The 25096-nt window shown below is 71.9% G+C and carries 25 protein-coding genes and 5 pseudogenes; 13 read left to right on the forward strand and 17 right to left on the reverse strand.

Features of this window, described 5'->3' with window-relative positions:
- Positions 1 to 160 precede the first annotated feature (160 nt).
- A complete protein-coding gene (locus H0S67_RS14210; RefSeq protein ID WP_180933579.1) occupies positions 161 to 1486 on the forward strand; it encodes a DNA polymerase IV in 1326 nt (441 codons plus the stop codon).
- Here the strand turns inward: H0S67_RS14210 and H0S67_RS28245 are convergent.
- Positions 1440 to 2319, reverse strand: a pseudogene (locus H0S67_RS28245) (5-oxoprolinase subunit C family protein). The gene H0S67_RS14210 and the pseudogene H0S67_RS28245 overlap by 47 nt on opposite strands.
- A complete protein-coding gene (locus tag H0S67_RS14220) occupies positions 2316 to 2915 on the reverse strand; it encodes a 5-oxoprolinase subunit B family protein (RefSeq protein WP_180933580.1) in 600 nt (199 codons plus the stop codon). Before H0S67_RS14220 ends, H0S67_RS28245 begins: the two are co-directional and overlap by 4 nt.
- Positions 2916 to 3458: 543 nt before the next feature.
- Between H0S67_RS14220 and H0S67_RS14225 the strand changes: the two genes are divergently transcribed.
- Both H0S67_RS14225 and H0S67_RS14230 read left to right on the forward strand, forming a co-directional pair.
- Positions 3459 to 4208 (forward strand): hypothetical protein, encoded by a 750-nt coding sequence (locus H0S67_RS14225; protein ID WP_180933581.1) that lies wholly within the window; start codon positions 3459 to 3461, stop codon positions 4206 to 4208.
- A gap of 92 nt (positions 4209 to 4300) precedes the next feature.
- Positions 4301 to 4882: a hypothetical protein gene (locus H0S67_RS14230; RefSeq protein ID WP_180933582.1), complete on the forward strand. Its 582-nt coding sequence runs from the start codon at positions 4301 to 4303 to the stop codon at positions 4880 to 4882.
- Positions 4883 to 4910: 28 nt separating this feature from the next.
- Here H0S67_RS14230 and pxpA read toward each other — a convergent pair whose 3' ends face one another.
- Entirely contained in the window at positions 4911 to 5609 is a 699-nt protein-coding gene (pxpA, locus tag H0S67_RS14235) for a 5-oxoprolinase subunit PxpA (RefSeq protein ID WP_180936935.1), read from the reverse strand.
- A gap of 51 nt (positions 5610 to 5660) precedes the next feature.
- Here pxpA and H0S67_RS14240 point away from each other — a divergent pair.
- The 3 genes and pseudogenes from H0S67_RS14240 to H0S67_RS14245 form a co-directional block, all read left to right on the forward strand.
- A pseudogene (locus H0S67_RS14240) lies at positions 5661 to 7262 on the forward strand (S9 family peptidase); the annotation flags it as partial.
- Between the two features lie 112 nt (positions 7263 to 7374).
- The gene (locus H0S67_RS26770; protein ID WP_281368859.1) at positions 7375 to 7905 is read left to right on the forward strand and encodes a prolyl oligopeptidase family serine peptidase; all 531 of its coding nucleotides are present in this window, start codon (positions 7375 to 7377) and stop codon (positions 7903 to 7905) included.
- Positions 7906 to 8081: 176 nt separating this feature from the next.
- The gene (locus tag H0S67_RS14245) at positions 8082 to 9050 is read left to right on the forward strand and encodes a sigma-70 family RNA polymerase sigma factor (protein WP_180933583.1); all 969 of its coding nucleotides are present in this window, start codon (positions 8082 to 8084) and stop codon (positions 9048 to 9050) included.
- A gap of 75 nt (positions 9051 to 9125) precedes the next feature.
- On the opposite strand, the gene coaE is transcribed toward H0S67_RS14245, so the two are convergent.
- On the reverse strand, positions 9126 to 9719 hold the full coding sequence (gene coaE, locus H0S67_RS14250; protein ID WP_180933584.1) for a dephospho-CoA kinase: 594 nt from the start codon (positions 9717 to 9719) through the stop codon (positions 9126 to 9128).
- 62 nt (positions 9720 to 9781) lie between these two features.
- On the opposite strand from coaE, the gene H0S67_RS27445 reads away from it, so the two are divergent.
- Together H0S67_RS27445 and H0S67_RS27450 are read left to right on the forward strand one after the other, a co-directional pair.
- Positions 9782 to 10684, forward strand: coding sequence for an AMP-binding protein (locus H0S67_RS27445; RefSeq protein ID WP_343050096.1), 903 nt, complete (start codon positions 9782 to 9784; stop codon positions 10682 to 10684).
- The gene (locus H0S67_RS27450; protein ID WP_343050097.1) at positions 10611 to 11072 is read left to right on the forward strand and encodes a class I adenylate-forming enzyme family protein; all 462 of its coding nucleotides are present in this window, start codon (positions 10611 to 10613) and stop codon (positions 11070 to 11072) included. The genes H0S67_RS27445 and H0S67_RS27450 overlap by 74 nt, the downstream gene beginning before the upstream one ends.
- Here H0S67_RS27450 and H0S67_RS14260 read toward each other — a convergent pair.
- From H0S67_RS14260 to H0S67_RS25435, 4 genes and pseudogenes are all read right to left on the reverse strand, one after another.
- On the reverse strand, positions 11044 to 12084 hold the full coding sequence (locus tag H0S67_RS14260) for an SGNH/GDSL hydrolase family protein (protein WP_180933585.1): 1041 nt from the start codon (positions 12082 to 12084) through the stop codon (positions 11044 to 11046). The two genes, H0S67_RS27450 and H0S67_RS14260, sit on opposite strands and share 29 nt — an antisense overlap.
- 16 nt (positions 12085 to 12100) lie before the next feature.
- Positions 12101 to 12286: pseudogene (locus H0S67_RS25425) on the reverse strand (helix-turn-helix domain-containing protein); the annotation flags it as partial.
- 64 nt (positions 12287 to 12350) lie between these two features.
- A pseudogene (locus tag H0S67_RS25430) lies at positions 12351 to 12557 on the reverse strand (AraC family transcriptional regulator); the annotation flags it as partial.
- Positions 12557 to 13075, reverse strand: coding sequence for a DJ-1/PfpI family protein (locus tag H0S67_RS25435; protein WP_246354745.1), 519 nt, complete (start codon positions 13073 to 13075; stop codon positions 12557 to 12559). The gene H0S67_RS25435 and the pseudogene H0S67_RS25430, both read right to left, overlap by 1 nt.
- Before the next feature lie 93 nt (positions 13076 to 13168).
- Between H0S67_RS25435 and H0S67_RS14270 the strand changes: the two genes are divergently transcribed.
- Positions 13169 to 13318 (forward strand): hypothetical protein, encoded by a 150-nt coding sequence (locus tag H0S67_RS14270; RefSeq protein ID WP_180933586.1) that lies wholly within the window; start codon positions 13169 to 13171, stop codon positions 13316 to 13318.
- Positions 13319 to 13419: 101 nt separating this feature from the next.
- Here the strand turns inward: H0S67_RS14270 and rpsA are convergent.
- Positions 13420 to 14899 (reverse strand): annotated as a pseudogene (rpsA, locus tag H0S67_RS14275) (30S ribosomal protein S1).
- A gap of 1051 nt (positions 14900 to 15950) precedes the next feature.
- Between rpsA and H0S67_RS14280 the strand changes: the two are divergent.
- The 3 genes from H0S67_RS14280 (at position 15951) to H0S67_RS14290 (ending at position 17254) form a co-directional block, all read left to right on the forward strand.
- Entirely contained in the window at positions 15951 to 16166 is a 216-nt protein-coding gene (locus H0S67_RS14280; protein ID WP_180933587.1) for a hypothetical protein, read from the forward strand.
- A 229-nt stretch (positions 16167 to 16395) separates the two neighbouring features.
- Complete coding sequence (locus H0S67_RS14285; protein WP_180933588.1) at positions 16396 to 16833, forward strand: hypothetical protein; 438 nt, start codon at positions 16396 to 16398, stop codon at positions 16831 to 16833.
- A gap of 136 nt (positions 16834 to 16969) precedes the next feature.
- On the forward strand, positions 16970 to 17254 hold the full coding sequence (locus H0S67_RS14290) for a DUF3303 domain-containing protein (RefSeq protein ID WP_180933589.1): 285 nt from the start codon (positions 16970 to 16972) through the stop codon (positions 17252 to 17254).
- Here H0S67_RS14290 and H0S67_RS14295 read toward each other — a convergent pair.
- Genes H0S67_RS14295 through H0S67_RS14320 form a run of 7 tightly spaced genes read right to left on the reverse strand, consistent with a single transcriptional unit; the run spans position 17245 to position 22339 of the window.
- Complete coding sequence (locus H0S67_RS14295; protein ID WP_180933590.1) at positions 17245 to 17475, reverse strand: hypothetical protein; 231 nt, start codon at positions 17473 to 17475, stop codon at positions 17245 to 17247. The two genes, H0S67_RS14290 and H0S67_RS14295, sit on opposite strands and share 10 nt — an antisense overlap.
- Before the next feature lie 58 nt (positions 17476 to 17533).
- Positions 17534 to 17671 (reverse strand): hypothetical protein, encoded by a 138-nt coding sequence (locus H0S67_RS23705; RefSeq protein WP_219635278.1) that lies wholly within the window; start codon positions 17669 to 17671, stop codon positions 17534 to 17536.
- Positions 17668 to 18444, reverse strand: a complete 777-nt coding sequence (locus H0S67_RS14300) for a phosphotransferase family protein (protein WP_219635279.1) — start codon at positions 18442 to 18444, stop codon at positions 17668 to 17670. The genes H0S67_RS23705 and H0S67_RS14300 overlap by 4 nt, the downstream gene beginning before the upstream one ends.
- Positions 18445 to 18475: 31 nt before the next feature.
- Positions 18476 to 19597, reverse strand: a complete 1122-nt coding sequence (locus H0S67_RS14305) for a choice-of-anchor C family protein (protein WP_180933591.1) — start codon at positions 19595 to 19597, stop codon at positions 18476 to 18478.
- 26 nt (positions 19598 to 19623) lie between these two features.
- A complete protein-coding gene (locus tag H0S67_RS14310; RefSeq protein ID WP_180933592.1) occupies positions 19624 to 20229 on the reverse strand; it encodes a VWD domain-containing protein in 606 nt (201 codons plus the stop codon).
- Positions 20196 to 21041, reverse strand: coding sequence for a putative Ig domain-containing protein (locus tag H0S67_RS14315; protein WP_180933593.1), 846 nt, complete (start codon positions 21039 to 21041; stop codon positions 20196 to 20198). Before H0S67_RS14315 ends, H0S67_RS14310 begins: the two co-directional genes overlap by 34 nt.
- Positions 20972 to 22339 carry a hypothetical protein gene (locus tag H0S67_RS14320; RefSeq protein ID WP_180933594.1) on the reverse strand — a complete coding sequence of 456 codons (1368 nt, stop codon included), beginning with the start codon at positions 22337 to 22339 and terminating at the stop codon, positions 20972 to 20974. Before H0S67_RS14320 ends, H0S67_RS14315 begins: the two co-directional genes overlap by 70 nt.
- Before the next feature lie 176 nt (positions 22340 to 22515).
- On the opposite strand from H0S67_RS14320, the gene H0S67_RS14325 reads away from it, so the two are divergent.
- Positions 22516 to 23343: a class I SAM-dependent methyltransferase gene (locus H0S67_RS14325; protein WP_246354746.1), complete on the forward strand. Its 828-nt coding sequence runs from the start codon at positions 22516 to 22518 to the stop codon at positions 23341 to 23343.
- A 3-nt stretch (positions 23344 to 23346) separates the two neighbouring features.
- Here the strand turns inward: H0S67_RS14325 and H0S67_RS14330 are convergent, their stop codons facing one another.
- Complete coding sequence (locus H0S67_RS14330) at positions 23347 to 24300, reverse strand: PorA family protein (protein ID WP_180933595.1); 954 nt, start codon at positions 24298 to 24300, stop codon at positions 23347 to 23349.
- Positions 24301 to 25096 lie beyond the last annotated feature (796 nt).

Consider the following 25096-nt stretch of genomic DNA (forward strand, 5'->3'; position numbering starts at 1 on the left):
CTGGCTGTGGACGACCTCGCCCGCGACCCCGCTTGTGGACGACTGGTGGGCCGTCCGGGGACCGCACGAGACCGTCGGTGGGCCGCGGTACGTTGCCGCCATGTGCCCTAGGTCCGGAGGTCGCTCCGGAGACGGCTCCGCCTCGTCCGGAGCGTGCTGAGTGCGCAGCCATGCGTCCGTCCTGCACCTCGACCTCGACGCGTTCTTCGCGGCAGTCGAGCAGCGCGACAAGCCCTCGCTGCGCGGCAAGCCGGTCGTCGTCGGCGGGGTCGGGGGCCGCGGGGTGGTCGCGACCGCGTCGTACGAAGCCCGCCGGTACGGCGTCCGCTCGGCCATGTCGACCCGCGAGGCCAGGTCCCGGTGCCCGCATGCGGCGTTCCTCTCCGGCCGCTTCCACGCCTACCGGGACACCAGCCGCCGGGTCATGACGCTGCTGCGCTCCGTCTCGCCGCTGGTCGAGCCGCTCTCGCTGGACGAGGCGTTCGTCGACCTCGAGCACGCCGACCTGCCGGACCTCGAGCTCGAGACGGTCTCCGCCTTCGCCGAGGAGCTGCGGGCCCGGGTGAGCGAGGTCACCGGGGGCCTGACCGCCTCGGTCGGGCTGGGGACCTCGAAGTTCATCGCGAAGGTCGCCAGCGACCTCGACAAGCCCGACGGCCTGGTGGTGGTCGCGCCCGGCACCGAGGTGGCGCTGCTGCGCCCCATGCACGTCTCAGTCATCCCGGGGGTCGGACCCGCCACCGCCGAGCGGCTGCGCCGTGCGGGCATCCACACCGTCGCCGACCTCGAGTCGGTGACCCTGGAGGAGCTGGTGCGGATCCTCGGCAAGGCGCACGGCGGCGGGCTCTACCGGCTCGCCCGGGCCGACGACGACCGTGCCGTCGTCCCCGAGCGCGAGGCCAAGTCGGTGAGCGTCGAGGGCACCTACGACACCGACCTGACCGACCGGCGGCTGATGGAGGCACTCCTGACCCGGCAGGCCGGCGAGGTCGCCGAGCGCCTGCGCAAGCACGGGCTGTCCGGCCGCACGGTGACGATCAAGGTGCGCCTGCACGACTTCACGACGCTGAACCGCTCCACGACGTTGCCCTCCCCGACCGACCGCACCTCGACGATCGCCCGGCTGGCCAGGACCCTGCTGACCGACCTCGACACTTCGGGCGGGGTCCGGCTGCTCGGCGTCGGTGTCTCGGGACTGGCCGACTGGATCCAGGAGGACCTCTTCGGTGACACGCCCGAGGACGACGAGGCGCCGGTCGACGTGGTGGTGCCCACCAGCCGCCAACGCCGTACCTGGGCACCCGGCATGGACGTCGAGCACACGGAGCTCGGCCGGGGGTGGGTGTGGGGCTCCGGACGGGGCGTGGTGACCGTCCGCTTCGAGACCGCCGAGAGCCCGGAGGGGCCGGTCCGCTCGTTCCCGGAGGACGAACCGGCCCTCAGCGCCTGGGTGCCTGAGGAGCCCCCGGAGGACGCCCCCGCGTGAAGGTCACGGCGTCGCCGGGACGCAGCTGCGCGCACTGCCACAGGTCGTCGGCGTCCACGACGGCGACGACGGGGTAGCCACCGGTGGGCGGGTGGTCGGCCAGGAATACCACCGGCGTCCGCTGGGCGGCACCTGCACCGCTCCGAGCACCATGCCCTCGCTCGGCAGCTCGTCGGTGCGCACCCGCGTCAACGGTGACCCGTCGAGCCGCAGCCCGATCCGGTTGGAGTCCGCAGACACGGTGTAGGTCGTGCGGCACAGGGCGGTGACGACGTCGCCGTCGAACCAGTCCGCACGAGGACCGGGCGTGACCCGCAGCGGCCCCGTCCGTCGTGGCCGGGGCGTGTCGTGCGGCCGCGGCGCGTCCCCCGGGCTCCCGACCGGCAGCACCTGGCCTGAGGCCACCACCGGCGGTCCGACGCCCGCCAGGGTGTCGGTGGACCGGGACCCGAGCACCGGGTCCACGGCGATGCCGCCCGAGACGCGACGTAGGACCGGACGCCCGCCCGCGGCGTGCCCAGCCTCACCGTGGCGCCGGCGGGCACCCATTCGGCACGGTCGTGACCGACGGCCCGGTCGTCGACCAGGACCGGGACCGGCGCCCCGGTCACCGCGACCCAGCGTCCGGCCGAGAGACGCGCCTCCAGACCTCCCAGCGTCACCTCCAGCAGCGCGGCACTCGGGCCGTTCCCCACCAGCCGGTTCGCGAGCGCCGCCGCGGGAGCGTCCAGCGCTCCGGCACGGGGTACGCCGAGGTGGGCGAACCCGACGCGCCCCTCGTCCTGCACCGTGGTCAGCGTCCCGGCCTCCAGGACGGTCAGCTCGGCACTCATGCCGGGACGAACCTGACCCGGGTCCCGGGCGGGAGCAGCGCCGGCTCGTCGCGCGCCTGGTCCCAGAGAACCGCGTCGGTGGACCCCAGGATCCGCCAGCCGCCCGGGGAGGCCGTCGGGTAGATCCCGCACCACGCCCCGGCCAGGGCCACCGCCCCGGCCGGCACCCGCGGGCGGGGCGAGTCCAGCCGTGGCACGGCCAGCCCCAGCTCCCCGGCCAGCCCCTGGAGGTAGGCGAAGCCCGGGGCGAACCCGCAGAACGCCGCGACGTACTCCACAGCGCTGTGCCGCTCGACCACGCCTGCGACGTCGGTCCCCCAGGCCTCGGCCACGAAGGCCAGGTCGGGCCCGTCGTAGCGCACCGCGATCTCGGCAACCCCCCGCTGCGCCGGCACCACCGTCGGCGCCCACCCGGCGAGGGCCTCGCGCAGGGACTCGGGCTCGGCGACCTCGTCGAACAGCACGGTCGCGGCACCGGGGACGATCTCGCCGGCCGCCACACCGACGCCCCGCGCCCACTCGGCCAGCGCCAGTGCGGTGCCGGCGTCGGCCACCTCCGCGAGCAGGGCTCGGGGGCCGACGGGTCGGGTGCGCACGGGTCCAGTCTGGTCCACCCGCCGGAAATGGGTGAGGGGCTCCCGGCGGTATGAGCACCAGGAGCCCCTCGACTGACCGGAAACGGTGACGCCCGGCCCACCGCACCAGCGCTCCGACCCCGCCGCCCCCGTCACCGGGCCGACGCGGCGAGCGTGCTCGCCGTGGAGGATCCTCGTGCTGATCCGATCTCCAGCCCTCCGCCGCCTCGCGGCCTGCGGTGAGCTGGTAGGGAGAGTTCTACGTGGCGTGGCGAACGTCGCGCAAGAGGTTCATCGACGTCGCCTCGACATTCCCCGGGTCCCACAGCTCCGTCCACAGCAGGCACGTCCGAGTCCACAGGAATGGACCCTTCTCCACAGCGCCAGGTCCAGACCTGTGGAGCGACCTGTGCACGCCCCACGGCCGTCTCCCGTGAGACGGATCGTCGAAACCCCGGGGTCGAACTCAAGAAGACCTCAAGTTCGGGGGCGCCGCCGCCGATACCCGATCCGTCACACCTCTCGGACGGTCCCCCCGGGCCGAACCACCCCTAGGAGCTCTCTGTGAAGCGATCCATCCTGGCCACCGCCGCCCTGGTGGCCATCACCGCCGGCAGCGTCGGCCTCGCCGCTCCCGCCGCGCTCGCGAAGCCCGGCCACCAGCACGGCAGCACCACCCACCAGCACGGCCCGGCCACGCACGGCAGCCACCGCCTCTCGAACGCGCAGCGCCAGGTGCAGCGCGAGGTCGCCCGCAAGGACTCCCAGCTCTCGCGCGTGCTGGGCTTCCACGGCTACACCGTCCTCGGTGCGGACGACGCGGCCGCCGTCGGCGCGAACGTCGCCGCCGACCAGGCTGCCCTCGCGGCACTCGGCGACCAGGTCGCCGCGACGACCTCCGTGGACGAGGTCCGGGCCGTCGCCCGGCAGGTGCACGCGGTCCGCCCGCCGGCCTACCACCTGAACATCAACGACCTGCGCCGCGCCGCCCGCGTCCAGTCCACCCTGGCCGACGTCACCACCCTGCTCGCCGACCTCTCGGCCGCGGCGGACGCGCTCGAGGCCCAGGGCGTCGACGTCACCCTCCTGCGTGCGGCCATCGACGCGGCCACCCAGGTCCTCCACGACGTGTCGACCGCGGCCACCACGGCCACCGACCTCGCCCGCGCCCTCACGGCCTTGAGCACCCACGCCGACCAGCACGCCGCGCTCGACGCGACGGCGTCCGCGGCCCAGGCCCTCGCCGCCTCGGACGCCGGCGTCCAGGCGGCCCAGGACGCCCTGGCCGCCCTCGCGACTCCGGTCGCACCCTGATCCGGGGCCGGGTGCGAACGGGGCGGGGGGCTCCGGTCGCACTCGGCTTCGTTCCTGCCGACCGCGACCCCGGCGTGGGGTAGAACCGGAGGGTGACCCTCAGGCTCTGCTCCGACCTGTCTCCGGCGGACTGGATCACCAGCAGCGACCTGCCGTGGGACCGGCTGGTCACCTTCGGGCCGGCGGGTTTCCCGGCCTACGCACGGCTGCGCCTGCTGCCCGATCCCGACCACCCGGGGCAGTCCGAGAACGACGTCACCGTTGCGGAGGACGCCCCGTCCGACCACGCGCGGCTGACGGTGGCCCTGCAGGTGCTCGAGCACCACACCCGCACGCCGGAGGACTGCTACTCCTGCCTGTGGGACGGCTGGGGAACCGTGCTCGACGGGCCGAAGGTCGTGGTGCCCAACCGTGCCTACTTCCTCTTCCGGGGAACGGTGTCGGACGTGCGCGACCGGGGCTCAGCGGGGACGTGGCCGAGCCGGCCGGGGTCCGACCTGCCCGGCCCGGCGCTCGTCTGGCCGGCCGACCACGCCTGGTGCGTCGCCCACGACGTCGATCCGCACTGGATCGGGATCGGCGCCGGCACCGCAGCCATCGACGACCTCCTGTCCGACCCACGGATCGACGTGGTGCGGGCCGATCCACGCGAGGAGCAGCCCCGCTACCGGTGAGGGCCGGCTGCTCCGCCCCGTCCGCCGGTCAGAGACCGCGCAGCCCGAAGCCCGCCGCCTCCAGCGACCGTCGTACGGCGTGGGCGTGGGCGACCGCACCCGGGGTGTCGCCGTGGACGCACAGGGAGTGCAGCTCCGGTGTCTCCTGCGAGGCCAGCTCGACGGCGCGGGCCGCGATCGTCGCGGCGTCGGTGAGGACAGCCCCGGGCTCGGTCCGCGGCACCAGGCGCCCGTCCTCGAGGTAGGCCCGGTCCGGGAAGCCCTCGTGCAGCACCGCTCGCCCCGCTCCGGCCGCCAGCGCCAGCAGCAGTCCCCCCGGCAGCCCCAGGACGGGCAGCTCCCCCGACCCCTCCAGCACGGCGGCCGCCTGCTCCTCGTCGTGGACCACCCGGTGGTAGAGCGCGCCGTGCGGCTTGACGTAGCGCACGGTCACCCCGCACGACACCGCGATGTCCGACAGCGTCCCGACCTGGTCGGCCACCTGCTCGCGGAGCACGGCGGCCGCCACGTCGAGCTCGACCCGGCCGAAGTTCTCCCGGTCGGCGTAGGACACCTGGGCGCCGATCGAGACCCCGAGCCCGGCCGCCTCCTCGCACACGGCGCGCATGATGGCGGGGGTGCCGGCGTGGTAGCCGCACGCGACGTTGGCGCTGGTGACGACCGCGAGCAGGGCCGCGTCGTCGGTGACCTCCTCACCGAGGTCCGCGTTGAGGTCGACGAGCCGGATCTCCACGAGTCCGACGCTAGCGCCCTCGCCTCCACCGCTAGGTTCGACCACATGGAGCACCAGTCCCCCGTCGAGCCGCCCGCTGCCCCGCCGACCGCCCCGCCCAGCGCTGAGGCCCGCCCCAGCACCACCGAGGTCCACGGGGCCCCCCGTGTCGACGACTACGAGTGGCTTCGGCAGAAGCACTCACCCGAGGTGACGGCCTACCTCGAGGCGGAGAACGCCTGGACCCAGGCCCGCACGGCGCACCTGGCCGACCTGCGCCAGACGATCTTCGAGGAGATCAAGGCCCGCACCCTGGAGACCGACCTGTCGGTGCCCACCCGGATCCGGGACCACTGGTACTACTCGCGCTCCTACGAGGGTCGCGAGTACGGCGCCAGCTGCCGCGTGCCCGCCCGCGGCGAGGACGACTGGACGCCGCCCCAGCCCGCGGAGCACTGCTCCCCCGAGGAGCCGGCGCTCCCGGGCGAAGAGGTGCTGCTCGACCTCAACGCGCTCGCCGAGGGCCACGACTTCTTCTCCCTCGGCGGCTCGTCGGTGAGCCCGGACGCCGCCATGCTGGCCTACTCCACCGACGTCACCGGCGACGAGCGGTACACGGTGCGGGTCAAGGACCTGGCGAGCGGCGAGCTGCTGCCCGACGTCATCACCGGCGTCATCGGTGGGGCCACCTGGAACCGTGAGGGCAGCGACCTCTACTACACGACCCTCGACGACTCCTGGCGTGCCGACAAGATCTGGCGGCACCGGCTCGGGACCGCCCAGGCCGACGACGAGCTGGTCTTCCACGAGGCCGACGGCCGGTTCTGGGTGGGGGTCGGCCGCACCCGCACCGACCGGTTCCTCGTCATCGCGTCCGGGTCCAAGACCACCAGCGAGTACCACTACCTCGACGCGGACGCCCCCGAGTCGGGCTGGCAGCTGTTCGCCGAGCGGCGCGAGGGGCTGGAGTACAGCCTCGACCACTGCGTGCTCGGCGACGAGGACGTCTTCCTCGTCCTCCACAACGCGACCGGCCCCGACTTCGAGATCGCGACCGCGCCGGTGGTGCCGACCCCCACCGAGGAGTGGGTGCCGCTGGTCCCCCACGACCCGGCGGTCCGCCTGGAGGACGTCGACGCGTTCGCGGGCCACGTGGTCGTCCACCAGCGCAGCGAGGGGCTCACCCAGCTGCGGATCCTCGAGCTCGGCAGCTCACGGGCGGAGCCGATCAGCGACGACTACCTCGTCCGGTTCGACGAGGAGGTCTACACGGTGGGCTCGGGCGGCAACCCGAACTTCCACCAGCCGATCGTCCGCCTCGGATACACGACCATGGCGGTCCCCTCGTCGGTCTACGACTACGACGTCCGCAGCCGCGAGCTGACGCTGCTCAAGCGCACGCCGGTGCTGGGCGGCTACGACCCGGCCGACTACGAGGAGCACCGGCTGTGGGCCACCGCGCCGGACGGTGAGCGGGTCCCGATCTCGATCGTGTGCCGGCGCGGCGCCCGTGAGGACAGTGGTGGCGGCACCGCGCCGATCCCGGTCCTGCTCTACGGCTACGGCGCCTACGAGATGTCGATGGACCCGTACTTCTCCAAGCCCCGGCTCTCGCTGCTCGACCGCGGCGCCGGCTTCGCCATCGCGCACGTCCGCGGCGGCGGTGAGATGGGCCGGCGCTGGTACGACGACGGCAAGCTCTTCCGCAAGCAGAACTCCTTCTCCGACTTTCATCGCCTGCGCCCGCCACCTGGTCGAGACCGGGTGGACCAGACCGGAGGTGCTGGTCGCCGAGGGGGCCTCGGCCGGTGGGCTGCTCATGGGGGCGGTCGCCAACCAGGCGCCCGAGCTCTTCGGCGGCGTGGTCGCGGGGGTGCCGTTCGTCGACGCGCTGACCAGCATGCTCGACTCCACGCTGCCCCTGACGGTCACCGAGTACGACGAGTGGGGCAACCCGGAGGCGGACCCGGAGGTGTTCGCCTACCTGGCCTCCTACGCGCCGTACGACAACGTGGCGGCCGTCGACTACCCGCCGATCCTGGCCGAGACCTCGCTCAACGACACCCGGGTGCTCTACGTGGAGCCCGCCAAGTGGATAGCGAAGCTGCGGGCCACGGCCACCGGCCGCCGTGACTTCCTGCTGCGCACCGAGATGGCGGCCGGCCACGGCGGGGTGTCCGGGCGCTACAAGTCGTGGCACGACCGGGCCTTCACGCTGGCCTGGATCCTCGACCGCATGGGACTGGCCGAGGCCCCGCCGGCGGTCGTCGTCGCCCCCACCGGGGACGACCCGGAGGAGCCGCGGGTCTGAGAACTGGCTGAGAGTTTCGCGGAGACGCAACTCCAACCCATCTCCAACCGTCCTTGGGTACGAAGAGTTCATACGCCTCGACGGGATACATCCGGGAATCTCCGGGTACGTCGGGACGTTGGACAGGACGTGTGACCCGGCCGGCGAGCTGGGTCCATGAGCAGAGGAGGGCGTCCATGGCTACACGCACCGCAACGATCGGCGCGCGGGTCGGAGCACGCGAGATCGAGGGGCGCGACAGTGTCGGGCTGTACCTCGACGAGATCGCGCGCAACCCCCTGCTCGATGCCGCCAGCGAAGTCGAGCTCTCCAAGACGATCGAGGCCGGCCTGATGGCCGAGGCCCTGCTTGCCGAGGGCCGCGTCGGGCGCAAGAAGGGCGGCGCCCCGATGTCGGCCACCCAGGAGGAGCTCGAGTGGCTCGCCGAGGAGGGCCGCAAGGCCGTCGACACCTTCATCACCGCCAACCTGCGGCTGGTCGTCTCGATCGCCCGCAAGTACGGCCGGGCGCAGATGCCGATGCTGGACCTCATCCAGGAGGGCAACACCGGCCTGATCCGGGCGGTCGAGAAGTTCGACTACACCAAGGGCTACAAGTTCTCGACCTACGCCACCTGGTGGGTCCGCCAGGCCATCACCCGCGGCATCGCGCAGCAGGCCCGCGTCGTACGCCTCCCGGTGCACGTGGTCGAGGAGCTCAACCAGGTCGGCGGCGCCCGCCGCACGCTCGAGCGCCAGCTCGGCCGTGAGCCGGAGCCCCAGGAGATCGCCACCGAGCTCGGCATGGACGTCGACCGGGTCCTCGACCTGATCGCGTGGGGACGCGAGCACGTCAGCCTCGACTCCCCCGTCGACGAGGACGGCGACACCTCGCTGGGCGACCTGATGGCCCAGGAGACCTCTCCCAGCCCGGACCTGACGGTCCTCGACGTGGAGTCCCGCGAGCGCCTCAACCGCCTCGTCGGCCGGCTCGACGACCGGGCCGCCGACATCATCCGCTCGCGCTACGGCCTCGTGGACGGCCGGCAGCACAAGCTCGCCGACATCGGTGCCAAGCACGGCATCTCGGCCGAGCGGGTGCGTCAGCTCGAGCGCGAGGCTCTGCAGAAGCTGCGCCGCCTCGGCGACCCCGACCTGGCCGCCTGACCCGGGCGGTCACCACAGACGCGAGGGCCTCGTCACTTCCCCCGGTGACGAGGCCCTCGTCCTGTCCGCGAAGGGTCAGGCGCCGGCGGACTGCAGCTCGCCGAAGACCCGCGCGACCTCGGCCCGCAGGTCCTCGATCGACCCGGTGTTGTCGATGACGTGCGTCGCGATCGCGCGCCGCTGCTCCCGGCTCGCCTGGGCCGCGATCCGCGCCTCGGCGTCCTCGCGTGCCATCCCCCGCAGGCTCGTCATCCGCTCGACCTGGACCTCGGCGGGGACGTCGACGACGACCACCGCGTCGAAGCCGGCCGCCTGGCCGGTCTCCGCGAGCAGCGGGATGTCGTGGACCACCACGGCCTCCGGCGGGACCGCCGACTCGATCTGGGCCGCGCGTGCCCGCACCCGGGGATGCAGGATCGACTCCAGCACCCGTCGGCGCTCGGGGTCGGCGAAGATGACGGCACCCACGGCCGGCCGGTCGAGCTCTCCCTCGGGCGTCAGCACCTCCGGGCCGAAGGCGGCCACCACCTCGGCGAGCCCGTCGCTGCCGGGCGCCACCGCCTCCCGGGCCAGCAGGTCGGCGTCGATGACCACCGCCCCGAGCTCGGCGAGCATGGCCGAGACCGTGCTCTTCCCGGACGCCACGCCACCCGTCAGTCCCACGCGCATCCCCAGATGCTCCCATCCCGCCGGCAGGGCCGGGTCCCAGGACACGCCCTAGGGTTGCGGACGTGAACCACGTGGAGCTGCGCGAGGGATCGCGTGTCGCCCTGCTCGTGCCCGGATCGGCGGCGTACGTCGACCTCGTGATGTCGCTGCTCGCGGCCGGGATGTTCCCGATCCCCCTCGACCCGCGGCTGACGTCGTACGAGCGCGAGCGGATCCTGGCGCCGCTGCGCCCGGACCTGGTCGTCGAGACCGAGGACCTGCTGGCGTCGATGGTCGAGCACACTCCGGAGAGGTACCGGCGCGGGGTGCCGCGCGGGCGCCCGATCCACTGCACCAGCGGCACGACGGGGACTCCCAAGGGGGTCTTCAGCGGCCTCCTGGACCCCGAGCAGGCGGCCGCGCTCGTCGCCGAGGAGCGCGAGCTGTGGGGCTTCACGGACACCGACGTGAACCTCGTGCTCAGCCCGCTCCACCACTCGGCCCCACTGCGCTTCGCGACCGGCACGATCCTCGCCGGCGGCCGGATCGTGGTGCCCGGCCCGTTCGACCCGGCCACGGTGACCGACGCCATCGAGCGCGAGCGCCCGACCTCGATGTTCTGCGTGCCGACCCACCTGCAGCGACTGTTTGCGCACTGGGACGCGGTCGGCGTGCCGGACCTGTCGTCGTTCCGGCTGGTCGCCCCACGCGGGCGCGCCCTGCCCGGTCGACGTCAAGCGCCGGCTCATCGCGGAGTTCCCGGCGGGGTCGACCTGGGAGTTCTACGGCTCGACCGAGGGCCAGTTCACTGCGTGCCGCAGCGAGGAGTGGCTCGAGCGCCCGGGCACCGTGGGCCGCGCCCGCCCGGGGCGGGCGCTGGAGCTGGACGAGGACGGGACCATCTGGTGCAGCGTGCCCGAGCACGCCCGCTTCAGCTACCTCGGCGACCCCGAGAAGACGGCCGCGGCCTGGCGGGACGCCGCTGACGGGCGCCAGGCCTTCACCGTCGGCGACCTCGGCCGGCTCGACGACGAGGGCTACCTCCACCTCGACGGCCGTCGCGAGGACCTGATCATCTCCGGCGGCGTGAACGTCTACCCGCTCGAGGTCGAGCAGGCGCTGCTGGAGCACCCCGGCGTCGAGGACGTCGCCGTCCACGGGGTGCCGGACGAGCAGTGGGGGCAACGGGTCTGCGCAGCCGTCGTCGGGAGCGCGACCGAGGAGGAGCTCGTCGCGCACGCCCGGGAGCGGCTCGCGCCGCCCAAGCGCCCGAAGACCTGGACCTTCCTCGACGAGCTGCCGCGCACCCTGACCGGCAAGGTTCGCCGCGACCTGCTCGTCGAGGTCAGGGAGCCGGGGTCGGCGTCGCCGTGACGACGTCGGAGTAGAGGTCCTCGGCCGCGACGGACCCCTTCTCCGCCTGCAGCCGGAACTCGTAGCTGTCGCCGTTCGTGAGCCCGCCCGAGGTCCACGAGGTCCCGGTCACCGGGTCCGGAAGCCGAGTCCACGCCTCGCCCGTCGTGGCGTCGCGGATCCAGACGTACTCCGCGGTGGCGCCCGGTGGCGACTGCCAGGACAGCATGACCTCTCCGTCACCGGGGCTGGCGGTCAGCGTGGCGGGCACCCGGGGGCCGTTGGGCACGACCGGCAGCGGCCACGGCGAGTGCGGGCCGATGCCGAGCACCGACAGCGCGTCGCCCACCCCGGCCGCGAGCTTGACCTCACCGGTGGCGGTCGGGTGGGCGGCGTCGTAGGTGTCGACGCCCTGCACGAGCGGGGCTGCCGGGGCTGCGGCCACGACGCGTGAGGCGCCGGTGGTCAGGTCCGCCGCCAGGGCGGGCAGGCTCGCGTCGTACTCGGGGGCGCCGGGGACCCAGGTCTGCGCCACCTCGCCGAGGACCACGTCGACGCCGGGATCCCCCGCCCGCGCGTCCGCGACGAACCGCCGGGCCAGCTCGTCGACGGCCGCAGGCGGCGCGTGCCGCCAGCCCAGGTCGTTCACGCCGAGCATCTCGACCACGACGTCGGGGTGGTAGCGCCGGACGAGGTCACCGACCGGCGGCGACTCGTCACCGAAGGCCATCCCCCACCGGGCCGCGTGGTCCCGGTCGAAGACGGGGTCGAGGTAGGCGTCCGACCCCTGGGTCGACGTGACGTTGTCGAACAGGTCCTCGTACGGACCGACCAGGTCGACGCGGACGCCGGAGGAGACCAGGTGCTGCCAGAGCCGGTAGCGCCAGGTCCAGTCGCCCGACGACCCCGGGTCACCGAGTCGCCGACCAGCAGGATGCGGACGGCCGGCTTCGCCGCCTCCGGGTCGGAGGAGGCCAGGGTGGCGCCCAGCAGCGCGAGCGAGACGAAGCCGAGTCCTGCGCGACGTCCCCACGTCATCACGGGGCTGGTCAGGCGCTGCGTGCCGCGGCCCCGGAGAACGTGCGTCGGTACTGCTGGGGGCTGACCCCGCGGGCGCGGGTGAAGTGGTGCCGCAGGGTGGCGGCGTTGCCGAAGCCCACCTCGTCGGCGATCCAGTCGACCGAGTGGTCGGTGAGCTCCAGGAGCTCCTCGGCGGCCTGCACGCGCTGCGCCGTGACCCAGGTGTGGCGGGGTGGTGCCCGTCTCGGCGCGGAACCGGCGGGCGAAGGTCCGCGGCGACATGTGGGAGCGGCGGGCCAGCTCGTCGACGCTGAGGTCGTCGCCGAGGTTCTCCACGATCCAGGCGAGCAGCGGGCCCAGGGTCTCGGCGTCGCAGTCCGGCACCGCACGGGCGATGAACTGGGCCTGGCCCCCCGAGCGGTGCGGCGGGACCACCATCCGGCGTGCCGCGGCCGCCGCCGTACGCGCCCCGAACTGCTGGCGCATCAGGTGCAGCGCGGCGTCGAGGCCAGCGGCCGAACCGGCACCGGTGACGATGGTGCCGTCCTGGACGTAGAGGACGTTCTCGTCGACCTGTGCCGCCGGGTAGCGCCGGGCGAGGTCGTCGTGTGTCGCCAGTGCGTGGTGCACCGCCGCCCGTCGAGGAGGCCGGCCTCCCCGAGCACGAACGCGGCCGTGCAGTGCGCGAAGACGAAGGCGCCGCGCGCGTGTGCCGCGGCGACGGCGGCAGCCACCTCCGGCGACGGAGCCAGGTAGTCGCGCTTCGGGGCGATGCACAGGAGGTCGGCCGTCGCGGCGGCGTCGAGCCCGTGGTCGACGTGCAGGTCGAAGCCGGAGGGGCCGCGCACCCGCCCGGGCCGCGGCGTGGCCACGACGAAGTCGAAGACCGGGTTGTCGTCCTCGGGGTGGTAGGGCTCGGCCCACACCTCGCACATCGCGCCGAGCCCGAAGGGCTCGACCCCGTCCTGGACGAGGACGGCCACGCTGGTCACGGTTGACGGCATGTGCCCAGCCTGCCGCAGGGATGGCAGGAAATCAATGCAGCGTGACTTTTCTGCCACTGGTGGCGGGATGTCGACAGGCGCAGACTTGCTGCCATGACCTACTTGATGATCCTCCTGGCGATCGTCGTCCTGATGAGCGTCGAGACCATTCGCCTCGCCGTGCGCGACGGACGCGGCCCCCAGCGCCCGCCGCGCTCCCACCTCGACGACCCGCGCTTCAAGTCGCCGGGCCTCTCCCACTGAGCCCCCCACCGTCCCGACGTACGACGAGGGCCCGACCACCAGCTGGTGGTCGGGCCCTCGTGTCGTGCGGGTGCGCCCTGTGGTCGGGCGCTAGGGGCAGGTCAGTTGCTGCCGCCGGTGAGCTTCTCGCGAAGCGCCTGCAGGGCCTCGTCCGAGGCCAGCGAGCCGCCGCCACCCTCGGTCTCGGTGTCGACCTCGTCGTTGCCGCTGGAGTACGACGTGGCCTCGCCCGCCTCGACCTCGGCCTGCTTGGCCTCGGCCTGCTGCTTGACGTGGGCCTCCCAGCGAGCGTGCGCCTTGGCGTACTGCTCCTCCCAGGTGGCGCGCTGCTCCTCGAAGCCCTCGAGCCACTCGCCGGTCTCCGGTCGAAGCCCTCGGGGTAGACGTAGTTGCCCTGCTCGTCGTAGGTGGCAGTCATGCCGTAGAGGGTCGGGTCGAACTCCTCGACGTCGGTCGCGGCCGCGGTGTCGTTGGCCTGCTTGAGCGACAGCGAGATCCGGCGACGCTCGAGGTCGATGTCGATGATCTTGACCATGACGTCGTCGTTGACCTGGACGACCTGCTCGGGGATCTCGACGTGACGCTCGGCGAGCTCGGAGATGTGCACCAGGCCCTCGATGCCCTCCTCGACGCGGACGAACGAACCGAACGGCACCAGCTTGGTGACCTTGCCCGGGACGATCTGACCGATCTGGTGGGTGCGGCGAAGTGCTGCCACGGTCCTCCTGCGTCGCCTTCAGCGACAGGGAGACACGCTCGCGGTCCATGTCCACGTCGAGGACCTCGACGGTGACCTCGTCGCCCACGGCGACGACCTCGGACGGGTGGTCGATGTGCTTCCACGACAGCTCGGAGACGTGCACGAGGCCGTCGACGCCGCCGAGGTCCACGAACGCACCGAAGTTGACGATCGAGGACACGACGCCCTTGCGGATCTGGCCCTTCTGGAGCTGGGTCAGGAAGCCGTGGCGAACCTCGGACTGCGTCTGCTCGAGCCAGGCACGGCGCGACAGGACCACGTTGTTGCGGTTCTTGTCGAGCTCGATGATCTTCGCCTCGAGCGTCTGGCCGACGTACGGCTGCAGGTCGCGCACGCGGCGCATCTCGACCAGCGACGCGGGGCAGGAAGCCGCGCAGGCCGATGTCGAGGATGAGACCACCCTTGACGACCTCGATGACGGTGCCCTCGACGACGCCGTCCTCCTCCTTGACCTGCTCGATCGTGCCCCAGGCGCGCTCGTACTGGGCGCGCTTCTTGGACAGGATCAGGCGGCCTTCCTTGTCCTCCTTCTGGAGGACCAGGGCCTCGACCTTGTCGCCGACCTCGACGACCTCGGAGGGGTCGACGTCGTGCTTGATCGACAGCTCACGCGAGGGGATGACGCCCTCGGTCTTGTAGCCGATGTCGAGCAGGACCTCGTCACGGTCCACCTTGACGATGGTGCCGTCGACGATGTCGCCGTCGTTGAAGTACTTGATGGTCGCGTCGATCGCGGCGAGGAAGTCCTCTTCGGAACCGATGTCGTTGACCGCCACCTGGGGCGCGTCGTAATCGGGAAGAGTGGAGATCGTGCTCGTCATAAGGGAAAGAGATCCTTGGGTGGTCAATTTGTCGTGCGGGCACGCCAGAGGTCCCTTTTCACTACCGGTGAAGAACCCCGAGTGAGAACCGAGGCTGATAGCGAGCGAGAGTCCACTCCGTCCGGGAGCAGGCAGAACATCAGGCGCAACAGCCAGCGTACGCCGCTCCGCGCGGCGGAGTCCAACCGAGACTGCCAGCCGGCCACTCGGCCGGCGATTGTGCGCACGTGGGCTACGCGAAAGGTACCTCGTTTGCACGGGGATCGGTGGTCGAGACTGCGCCGCCAGCGGCTCGTGGGTGGTTGCGGTGAGGGCAGCTACGGGGAGCGGTACGCCGTGGGTCGCTGCTGCCTCCCGGCTCACCGGTGCGCCGGTGGTCGACGTGCGCCGGATGTCGACGTGCGCCGGTGGTTGAGGCGGTGCACTGAGGAGGCGCGCCAGCGCCGTCTCGAAGTGTGCGAGCGTCAGCGAGCCTCGAAACCCCCGCAGCCACGGGCGCCCGAAAGTTTTCCTCGTTTGTCCCCAGAACCCCCGGACCGGGCCGGATTCCGGCGCTGACTGTCGGTGGTCGATGCGATCATGGACACATGTTCGAAACCGATGCGGAGGAGCCCGTCGAGGTCGCCGACCTCGACGCGCCGCCTGCTCGTGCTCGAGCAGCGCAAGCTCGAGGCCGGATCGCCGAACGGACAAGCTCGCATCGCCGCGCAGTGGTGCGTGCTGCACCCCGCCACCGCCGACACCGGGATCGCGACGTGGGGCGGCGCCCTGCTGGCGGGACCTGGACGGGGACGAGTCGCTCGGCGGCGACGGCACCCCGGCGGTCTCCGCGTTCGCCCCGAACCCCTGCCGCCACCCTCGGGGTGGCCACTGAGACGGGGATGAAGCTGATCGCCGACGCCCTCGACCTGCAGCACCGGCTGCCCCGCATCTGGCGACTCGTCGATCGCTGCGGTGGAGCCGTACAAGGCCCGGCACGTCGCCCAGGCCACCCACCGCCTCTCCCGGCGCCGCCGCCTACGTCGACGAACAGCTCGCCCAGGCTGCCCTCGTGCAGCTGGAAGGCGATCGAGACCGCCGTCGCCCACCATCGCCAACCACCCCGAGCTGCTCGCGGAGCGCGAGAAGCAGGGAAGCAGTCCTGGCACGTCACGCTGCGCCACCCCGCCCCAGCGAGTACGCCGGCACCTCCTGGCTCGACATCACCGGCGACACCCTCGACCTGACCGCCTTCCACGACCTCGTCTGCGACCAGGCCGCCGCTTGAAGGCACTCGGGACACCGACGAGCTGGAGGTCCGCAAGGCCAAGGCGCTGGGCGTCATCGCCTCCCAGCAGGCCCAGCTCGACCTCACCACGCTCACTGGGTCCAGGGACGGCGACGGCCCCAAGCCCGCCGCTCCGCGGAAGCCGAAGACCCGGTTCTACCTCCACCTGAACCTCGCCGACCTCGCCACCCACGGCTGCTCCGGCTCGCCAGACCTGGCCGCCGGGACCGTGGAGCGGCTCGGCGCCGCCACCATCACCCGGATCAAGGAGTGGGTCGGCCACTCCCAGGTCACCGTCCAACCGATCCTCGACCTCGGCCGTGGCGACGCGGTCGACGGGCGCGAACCACCCGGCTGGATGCGCGAGCTGGTCATCCTCCGCGACGGGCACTGCGTCTTCCCCTGGTGCCACCACGACGCCCGATCAGCAGACCTCGACCACATCGAGCCCTACGTGCCCATGGACGAGGGCGGACCACCCGGCCAAACCGGCCCGAGAATCTCGCCCCGTTGTGCCGGCGACATCACCGCGCCAAGACCAGCCGACGATGGCGGTACCGACGCCGACCCGACAGCACCTACCAGTGGCACGGACCCCACGGCCGCAGCTACCTGGTCACACCCCACGGCACCCTCGAGCTCGCCAGCAACTGAGCTCCACCCTTGAACGGCCGGACCCGGCAGACCCACGGACTGCCGGGCCACCGGCACGCCCCGGGGCATGACCTTTGCCTCTGCCCCGAGCACCGACGCCTTCCTAGCGTGGCGTCAGGCAACCGACGGAAGAAGAGCGAGGTCCACCCATGAAGCGTCTCTACATGACGACCTACAGGTTCCGTGACGGCCTGGATGCTGAGGACCTGCGCGAGCTGACCAAGCAGTTCATGGAGATCGGCACCGCGCCGGGGACCGTCGCGCACTACGCCACGCTGGACGGCAAGGGAGGGTTCGTCATCTCCGATGACCCCGACGACCCGTCGGAGACCTACAAGGTCACCCTGCAGTACGGGCCGTGGATCGAGTTCGACGTCGTCCCGGTCGCGACCATCGAGGAAGCCTTCCCGGTCGTCCTGAGCGTCTACGGCTGACGGTCGGGCTCGGACACCGCCCGGAGCCCGGCGGCCAGCGCGAGGAAGCAGAGCGCGGCGAGCAGTGCCAGCGCGCCCCCGCCGACATTGCGCACCAGGTCAGCGGTCTGGCACGTGCCGATGCCGGTCACGCTCTGGACCGCCTCCACAACAGCGCTCAGGGCCGCTGGCCGAGCACGATGCCGGCGGATCGTCTGCATCCCCCCGAAGCGGTCCCCCACGCGTCGAGACCCTAGAGCCTCCGGGCCGGCCGACACCGTTGGCTCACCGGGAGCGAGCTCACGGCAGGGCGTGCGTGTCCCGGCTGCGCGCGATCGCGCGGAGAAGCCGGTCGGCCTGCTCGGCGACCGGGTTGGCCGCACGACGCGGAGCCAGGTCGAGCAGCGCCCACAGGTCGGCCGCGCGGGCCAGTGTCAAGGCCTCGTCGGCGCTACCGCCGCGACGGCGACGTACGCCTCGAGCACCGCGGCGGTGAAGCCGGGCTCGCGCTCGAAGCGCAACAGGTTGCCCAGGTCGGTGAAGGGATGCCCGGCGTGGGCGAACTCCCAGTCGAGGAGCCCGGTGACCACCAGGGACCCGGGGTCGACAAGGAGGTTCTTGGGGTTGAAGTCGCTGTGCACGAGGCAGCAGCGACCCACGGTGTCGAGCAGCGCCTGGGCGTCGACCGCGACCTCGCGCAACCCGGCGAGCTCCTCGGGCGTCCACCAGCCCAGCGAGGGCTCGACCAGCTCCACCATCGCCGGAAGCCCGTCGAGGGGCTCGTCCCCGACGGTGAAGCTGCCCACGGCCAGCTCGCCGTCGACGAACGGCCCGGCCTTCAGCTGCGGCATCCCGCCCAGGTCGGCGAGCAGTTCCCCCAGGCGTCGTCCGAACTCGGCTCTGGCACGGTCGTCCAGCCGCGGGAGGAGCAGGTCACCACGCTCGCCCGGGAGGTACGACGTGACGAGCAGCGCCGGGAGGTCGGCACCGGGGTCGGCCCGGCGTACCTCCAGCACCTCGGGGACGGGCACCAGCCCGCGCACGAGCCGGAGCAGCGCGGCATCCACCTCGTGAGCCGCTGCGCCGCGGTGGCTTGGCCGGGCGTAGATCCGGACCACGCTCCGCTCCCCCGCGGCCTCGGCCACGAACGTCTCCCCCGACCAGCCGCCGGCCAGCGGCGTGAGGGACGTCAGGTCGACCGCTGGATCCATGCGGCGATCGTGGCACACCGGCGACGGTGGTTCAGTCCACGGTGCGCAGCTTCCAGGCCAGCCCCCCGGGGTTGTTCGACGGCTGGTAGCCGCCGAGATTCGTCACGACGAACGTCAGCGTGTGGTCTCCGGGCGTCAGCGTGAGGTCGGCCGACGTGGGCGACGTGAAGCCACCGGAGAGCACCTGCTGTCCGTCGACGGCGGCGGTCATCACGTCGTCCCCCATCGCGGTCAGCCGGAGCTGGTGGCTCGCCTGGGCACTGGTGATCCTCACCGTCCTGGTGAACGTCACCGGTCCCTCCCCGTTGCGGGTGAACTGGTGGGCCCAGACCCACGGCGCGTCGTCCATCACGGCCCAGCCGCCGCCCACGCAGCGCAGCGAGGCGTCGAGGCTCGTGCAACCGGTGTGCCCGTAGGACAGCTCGGCCAGCCCCGAAGCACCGGACTGGTCGGTCCACGCGTCACCGGGATTCGACGAGGCGATCACCGACGTCGAGGTCGAGACCGGAGTGATCACGATGTCGTCCAGCGCCGCGCCGCCGCAGGAGCCCAGCTGGTCGGACTGGAAGGCGATCGTCGCCCGGTCCCCGGTGGCGACGAACGCCGTCACTGCGGGGGTCCAGCCCATGGAGCCCGTCGTCCGGCCGGTGGTGTCGAACGTCCGGCGATCCACGACGGTGCCGTCGACCTCGACGTGGAACTTCTTGAGGCGATCGGCGGTCTCAGGGTTCCCGGCGTAGGAGTACGCGATCCGGTACCGCTGGCCCGGCTCCACCGACATCGTCTGCGAGATCCGGCCCGGCGAGCAGCTGTTCAGGTCGATCGACTGGTTGCCCGCCGCGGGCTGCCAGTAGCTGCTGTGCACGAGGTCGACCGACCCGCTCTCAACGGTCCAGGCGCCCATGGTGGCCCCGACGCCGAGGCTGACGAAGCGGGACCCGATCGCCGGCTGCTCGAAGCTCCCGTTGCCGGCGACCTCACCCGCACCGGTGCCTGACTGCATCACCAGGGCGCCGGCAGCCATGTCGGGGTCCCCGCTGAGGGCCACGTCGAGGGCGCAGGCGTCCAGCGCCGACTGACCGACCACGCCGGACGCCTGGCAGGACCGGAAGGCGGCGTCCGACTGCGCAGTCGGCAGATCCGCCACGGTCACGTGGACGTAGGGGAACACCGGGTCGGTCAGCGACGCGGTGCTCTCCCCTCCGCGTAGTCGAAGAGCGACTCGCCCTCGCCGAGCCGCCAGGTGTCGGCGAAGTCACGGAGGATCACCGCCGCCGGCGACCCGGTCGGTACGACGTCCCCTCCGCGCGCCCGCAGGTCGTCGGACCGATCGCCACCGGCGTCGCCGAGGAGGCCGGTCAGGTGACCGAGCCGCTCGGACGGGATGCCGAGCCGCAGCGTGATGTAGGAGCGGGGCACGTAGCTCGCCGTGACGGAGGTCCCGTCGGGCCACGCGACGGTCTCCAGCCGGCCCGCGGCGTCGTGGCGGATGCTGCCGCCACCGGGCAGGGCCATCCCGCCCGGACCGGGCGTGACGGTCTCGCCGTCGACCGTCGTGCGGACCCCGGTGGGCGTCAGGTAGATGCCCACCCGGTCACCGTTGACGTCCATCGCGGTCGCCGTGTTGACCGCCACGAGCTGCGAGCCGTTCCACGGCTGCTGGCGGACCTGGACCTGGAAGTCGTCCACCGTCGACTTCGTCAGCACCAGCTCGCCGACGAGCTGAGCGTCGTAGGACAGGCCGTCGAAGGTCACGAGGTGCGGGTCACCCACGACGTGCCGCACGCCGCGCCGCAGGAGGGTGGCGGGGTGATCGGCCCCGACACGGGACCGAGCACCGGCGGTGGCAGCTCGGACACCGCCCAGGTGACGTCGCCCTCTCCGGCCAGGCCGTCGGCATCGACGACCTTGACGTGCAGGGTGCCCGAGCCGGCGGAGGTCGGCTCGCCCGTCACGGAACCGTCGTCGTGGAAGACCAGACCCGGGACGGAGCCGTCGAGGACCGTCCAGGTGTAGGGACCCCGACCGCCGTCGGCCTGCAGGGTCGCGGCGTAAGGCATCTTCACCACTCCGTCGGGCAGCGAGTCCGTGGTGACGACGACCCGGTTCGGCTTGACGACGAGCGTCAGCGTCGCATGTGCGACGAGGCCGTCGAAGTCCGTGAACGTGATGGGGAGGTCGTAGCTGCCCGCCTTCGTGGGTGTCCCGGACAGCAGCCCCGCATTGCTGAGCGTCAAGCCCGGCGGCGACTCCGTGCCCAGCGTCCAGTAGCCGCCCCTGTCGTCCAGGAGCTCCAGCTGGGTGGAGTAGGCGTCGCCGACCTGCGCGTCGGGCAGGAACGTCGTGGCGATGTGCGGCTTCAGGGCGCAGAGGTCCTGCGAGAAGAGCTGGAACTCACCGGTCTTCGTCCAGGACCATTCGAGGTCCTTCACGAACAGGTCGATCCCACCGACCACGCCACCGTTGACCCGGACGCCGGCGGACAGGGGGCACGAGATGTCGGAGCCGTCGATCCCGGCCTCGTACTTCACGTAGCCGGCCAGCCCGACGGTGACTCCGGCGAGGCCGTAGGCCTTGATGGTCTCCTGCGGGCCCACCGACGCGTCCACGACGACAGCGCCCTTCGGGTGGGTTTCCTCGACCTCGTGCTTGCCGTCGTGCTCGTAGACCGGATCGAAGCCGTGACCGTCCCGGTAGTCGAATCCGACGGTCGCCGAGTCCGTCGACGTCTCGGAGATCTCGCCCCGCCCTCGTAGGAGAAGTCGAACTCGAAGTTCATCTCGCTGGTCTCCTCGAAGACCACTGGCACCGGCCCCAGCGGGAAGCTGTAGAAGCGGTGCACCTTCGCGAGGGGCTTGCGGAAGAGGCCGCCCACCTTGCCCGTGACCGAGGTGCTGGTCTTCGTCTCGAGCTCGCTGTGGAACGCGGCCCGGATCCGCTTCACCGTGAACCAGTCCTGGTCCCACTCCATCTCGCCGCCGGACTTCAGGGAGACCTCCGTGCCCACCGAGAAGCTGCCCTGCCCGTAGACCCCGACCTCGCCCGGACCGCCCTCAGCGCCGCCGTCCGGCTTGGGCGTCGACACGTCGAACGAGTCCGACCAGGACAGCGAGACCTCCGGCAGCGGGACGGAGGCCGCCCACCCGTAGGTCTTGGCCGATCCGTTGACGGTGACCCCCTTGGCGGGGACCACCTCCTGCTTCTCGAGCGTGCCCGTGATCTGTTCGTCCCCGACCGTGCGGACGACGGCCTCGCTGATCGACGCCTGCTCGGTCGCCAGCACCCAGCCACCGGAGGCAGCGGGGGCGATGCTGGTGACCCGGCGCAGCATGCCGTCAGGAGTCTGTGCGGAGAACCCGGCGGCGAGGATGCTGCCCACCCGCACGTCGGACATGTCGGCGCCCGCATCGAGCTCGAGCCGGCCGGACTCCAGGTCGAAGGACACCACGTGCGCGGTGTCCTCGTCGGTGAGCACGACGGTCTCGTCGGCGAGCTGGACGGAGGAGACGTTCACCTTCACGACGGGGCTGGTGCCCGGGGCGATCGCGCCGCGGCCGCCCTTCGTGACGCGCAGCTGCTGGTCGCCGAGGTCGCGCAGGGTCACCGCGACCGAGTAGCGCGAGTGCGGGTCCAGGGACGTGGTCGCGACGGTGACCCATGCACCGTCCCGCTTCTGCTGCACCTCGACCGGCTGGTGCGGTGCGGCCGGCTTCACCGTGCCGGCGAGCGTCACCGAGCCGCCGGTCACGACGTACTCGGCGTCGGCGGCCACCGTGACCGTGAACCCCGGAGGTCCGACGGCGACTGCAGCGGCGGGACCGACGATCCCGATCACGACCAGCAGCAGACCCAGCAAGCCCGAGATCAGGCCCATCAGCAGACGCAACGCACGCATGTGTTCCCCCGAACGAACGGCGACTCAAGTCGCCGCATCGTGACAACACATCGGACGCCGGAGGTGTGGAATCGGCAAAACGGCCCTCGCCGGCCCGAGGTGGCGTAGACCACTGCCGTCTCGGGTGACGCTCCCGTCCGCGGCCGGGCCGAGGGGCGGTCCCGTAGTCTCCGGACGTGGACAACGACCAGTCTGTCGGGCATCCGCCGGTGCGGGTCGAGCGTCGACCGGTCGACGAGGCCGAGTCCCGCCGGGCCAACGGCCCCGACTGGGACCGCTACGCCGACGAGTACCAAGCCACCCACGGCGCCTTCCTCGGCGACGTCGGCTTCGTCTGGGGCCCGGAGGGGCTGACCGAGGCCGAGGCCGGCGTCCTGGGCGAGGTCGCCGACCGCGATGTCCTGGAGGTCGGATCGGGCGCGGGCCAGTGCTCGCGCTGGGTGCGGTCCCGAGGCGGCCGGGGCTACGGGCTGGACCTCTCCTTCCGGCAGCTGCAGCACTCCCGACGGATCGACCTCGAGAGCGGGCTGCCCGTCCCCTCGGTCCTCGGCACCGCCACCCACCTGCCCTTCGCCGACGCCAGCTTCGACGTGGTGTTCTCGTCCTTCGGTGCGCTCCAGTTCGTCAGCGACATCGACCTGGCCGTGGCGGAGGCGGCCCGGGTGCTCCGCCCCGGCGGCCGTTACGCCTTCTCGATCACCCACCCGACGCGGTGGATGTTCCCCGACGACCCGAGCGAGGCGGGCCTGGTGGCGAGCCAGTCCTACTGGGACCGGACGCCGTACGTCGAGGTCGACGACGCCACCGGCGTGGTGGCGTACGTCGAGCACCACCGCACCCTCGGCGACTGGGTGGCACTGCTGGCCGACGCAGGCTTCGTGCTCACCCGGCTGCTCGAGCCCGAGTGGCCCGAGGGCCACGACCGGGTGTGGGGCGGCTGGTCGGGCACCCGCGGCAAGTTCACGCCGGGGACCGCGATCTTCGTCGCGGAGCTGCGGGGCTGAGCGTCAGCTGACGGGCTCGGTGGGGCGCGGCGCCTGAGGCACCGCGACCTCGGCCTGCGTGCCGCCGGTGCCCGAGCCGCGGCGGTGCAGGAACAGCAGCAGGAAACCGATCAGCAGCACCGGGATGCCCACGGCGTAGCCGACGATCGGCACGGTGTGGGTGACCAGGTAGATCTGGTCCCACTTGGTGTTGGCCTCGTCGACCTTGAACTGCTGCGTCCAGGGGGTGAACTCCAGCTGCAGGTCGAGGATCTTGGTGCCGTCCTCGAGGTAGCGCTGCTGGTTCTCGGTCGTGTTGAGGATGGCGCCCGTGCGGGGATCGATGTAGATCTCCTTCACGTCGTCATAGGTGCCCTTGACCTTGGGCAGGACGTCGGTGGCCGCGTCCTTGATCGTGACCCGGTAGACGTAGGCCTCGGTGCCCTTCACCTCGGTGGTCCGCGTGTAGGTCGCGTCCACGGCCTTCTGGAGCGTGTCGTCCCAGTAGGGGTAGGTCGTCTTCTGGGCGTTGAACGGCCACTTGTTGTTCAGCCCGGAGTGCGGCGGCGTGCCGGCAGGCAGGTACTTGGGGTCGTTGATCATCATCGCGGTGTGCCGGTCGGAGGCGAAGATGTCGACGCTGTCGGTGAGCAGGTTCGGGTCCTTGGCGCTGACGCACACGCGCGGGTCCTGCCCGGTGTCGATCACGACGCAGGTGTTCTGCAGGAACACGGCGACGTCACCGTCGGACTTGTTGCTGTCGCTCTGGTTGACCTGCAACGCGTAGACCGGGTCGTTCTCGAGCTTCCCGGTGTTGGGGTTCAGGTGAGCGGCCTGTCCGTCGAGGTAGGTCGTGTTGTTCACGTCGATCGGAGTGCGCTTGACCATGTCCGGCACCCAGACCTGCGCGACCACGGCAGCAACGATCAGAAAGGCACCGAGCCCGACCAGCAGCGAGCCCAACCACTTGCGCTTCACGAAACCCCTCCCAGGAGCGTAAGAATCGATGAACGGTATCAGGACCGGAGGGGCTCACGGGGTCATTGCGGCCATCGTTAGCCCAGATCGGGGGCGACCGTGTGAGATAGTCCGGGCCGTGTTGGCTCGACTTCGACGGTACCTCGGCAGCACGACTGCCGACCGTCGCGTCGTGGCGGTCGGGCTGGTGCTGATCGCGGCCTGGCTCGGCTACCGCGCCTGGGGCCTGGCGGGCTCGTGGTTCTACTTCGACGACCTCGCCTTCATGTCGCGGGCGATGAACCAGCCGTTCGACGCGGGCTACCTCTTCGAGTCGTACGGCGGCCACCTCATGCCCGGGGGTTTCGTGGCCGCATGGCTGCTGACCCGGTGGGCCGTCTACGACTGGACCCCGTGGGTCATCTCGCTGCTGCTCCTCCAGGCGGTCGCCGCGGTGGGGATGCTTCGCCTGCTGAGGTCGCTGTTCGGCCCCAGGCCCCTGGTGCTGGTGCTGCTGGCCGGCTACCTGGCGTACGTCTTCACGCTGCCGGCGGGGCTGTGGTGGGCCGCCGGCATCAACCAGTGGCCGCTGCAGATCGCCCTGGTCTTCGGGCTCCACTCGCACGTGGCCTACCTGCGCACCTCGCGCACCCGCCACCTCGTCGCCACGCTCTGCTGGACCGTCGGCGGGCTGCTGTTCTACGAGAAGACGCTGCTGCTCTTCGGCATCTACGGCATCGTCGCCCTCGGCTGGTTCACCAGCGGCAACACCCCGGAGCGGCTGCGCGACCTGTGGAGCAGGTACCGCGCGGGCGTC

This window comes from Nocardioides ungokensis (assembly GCF_013466985.1).
Classification (GTDB): Bacteria; Actinomycetota; Actinomycetes; order Propionibacteriales; family Nocardioidaceae; genus Nocardioides; species Nocardioides ungokensis.

Coding starts and splice junctions, on each gene's coding strand:
- H0S67_RS14245 (WP_180933583.1), top strand. CDS start 8,082: ATGGCTACACGCACCGCAACGATCGGCGCGCGGGTCGGAGCACGCGAG.
- coaE (WP_180933584.1), bottom strand. CDS start 9,719: ATGCGCGTGGGACTGACGGGTGGCGTGGCGTCCGGGAAGAGCACGGTC.
- H0S67_RS25435 (WP_246354745.1), bottom strand. CDS start 13,075: ATGCCGTCAACCGTGACCAGCGTGGCCGTCCTCGTCCAGGACGGGGTC.
- H0S67_RS14270 (WP_180933586.1), top strand. CDS start 13,169: ATGACCTACTTGATGATCCTCCTGGCGATCGTCGTCCTGATGAGCGTC.
- H0S67_RS14290 (WP_180933589.1), top strand. CDS start 16,970: ATGAAGCGTCTCTACATGACGACCTACAGGTTCCGTGACGGCCTGGAT.
- H0S67_RS14300 (WP_219635279.1), bottom strand. CDS start 18,444: ATGGATCCAGCGGTCGACCTGACGTCCCTCACGCCGCTGGCCGGCGGC.
- H0S67_RS14320 (WP_180933594.1), bottom strand. CDS start 22,339: ATGCGTGCGTTGCGTCTGCTGATGGGCCTGATCTCGGGCTTGCTGGGT.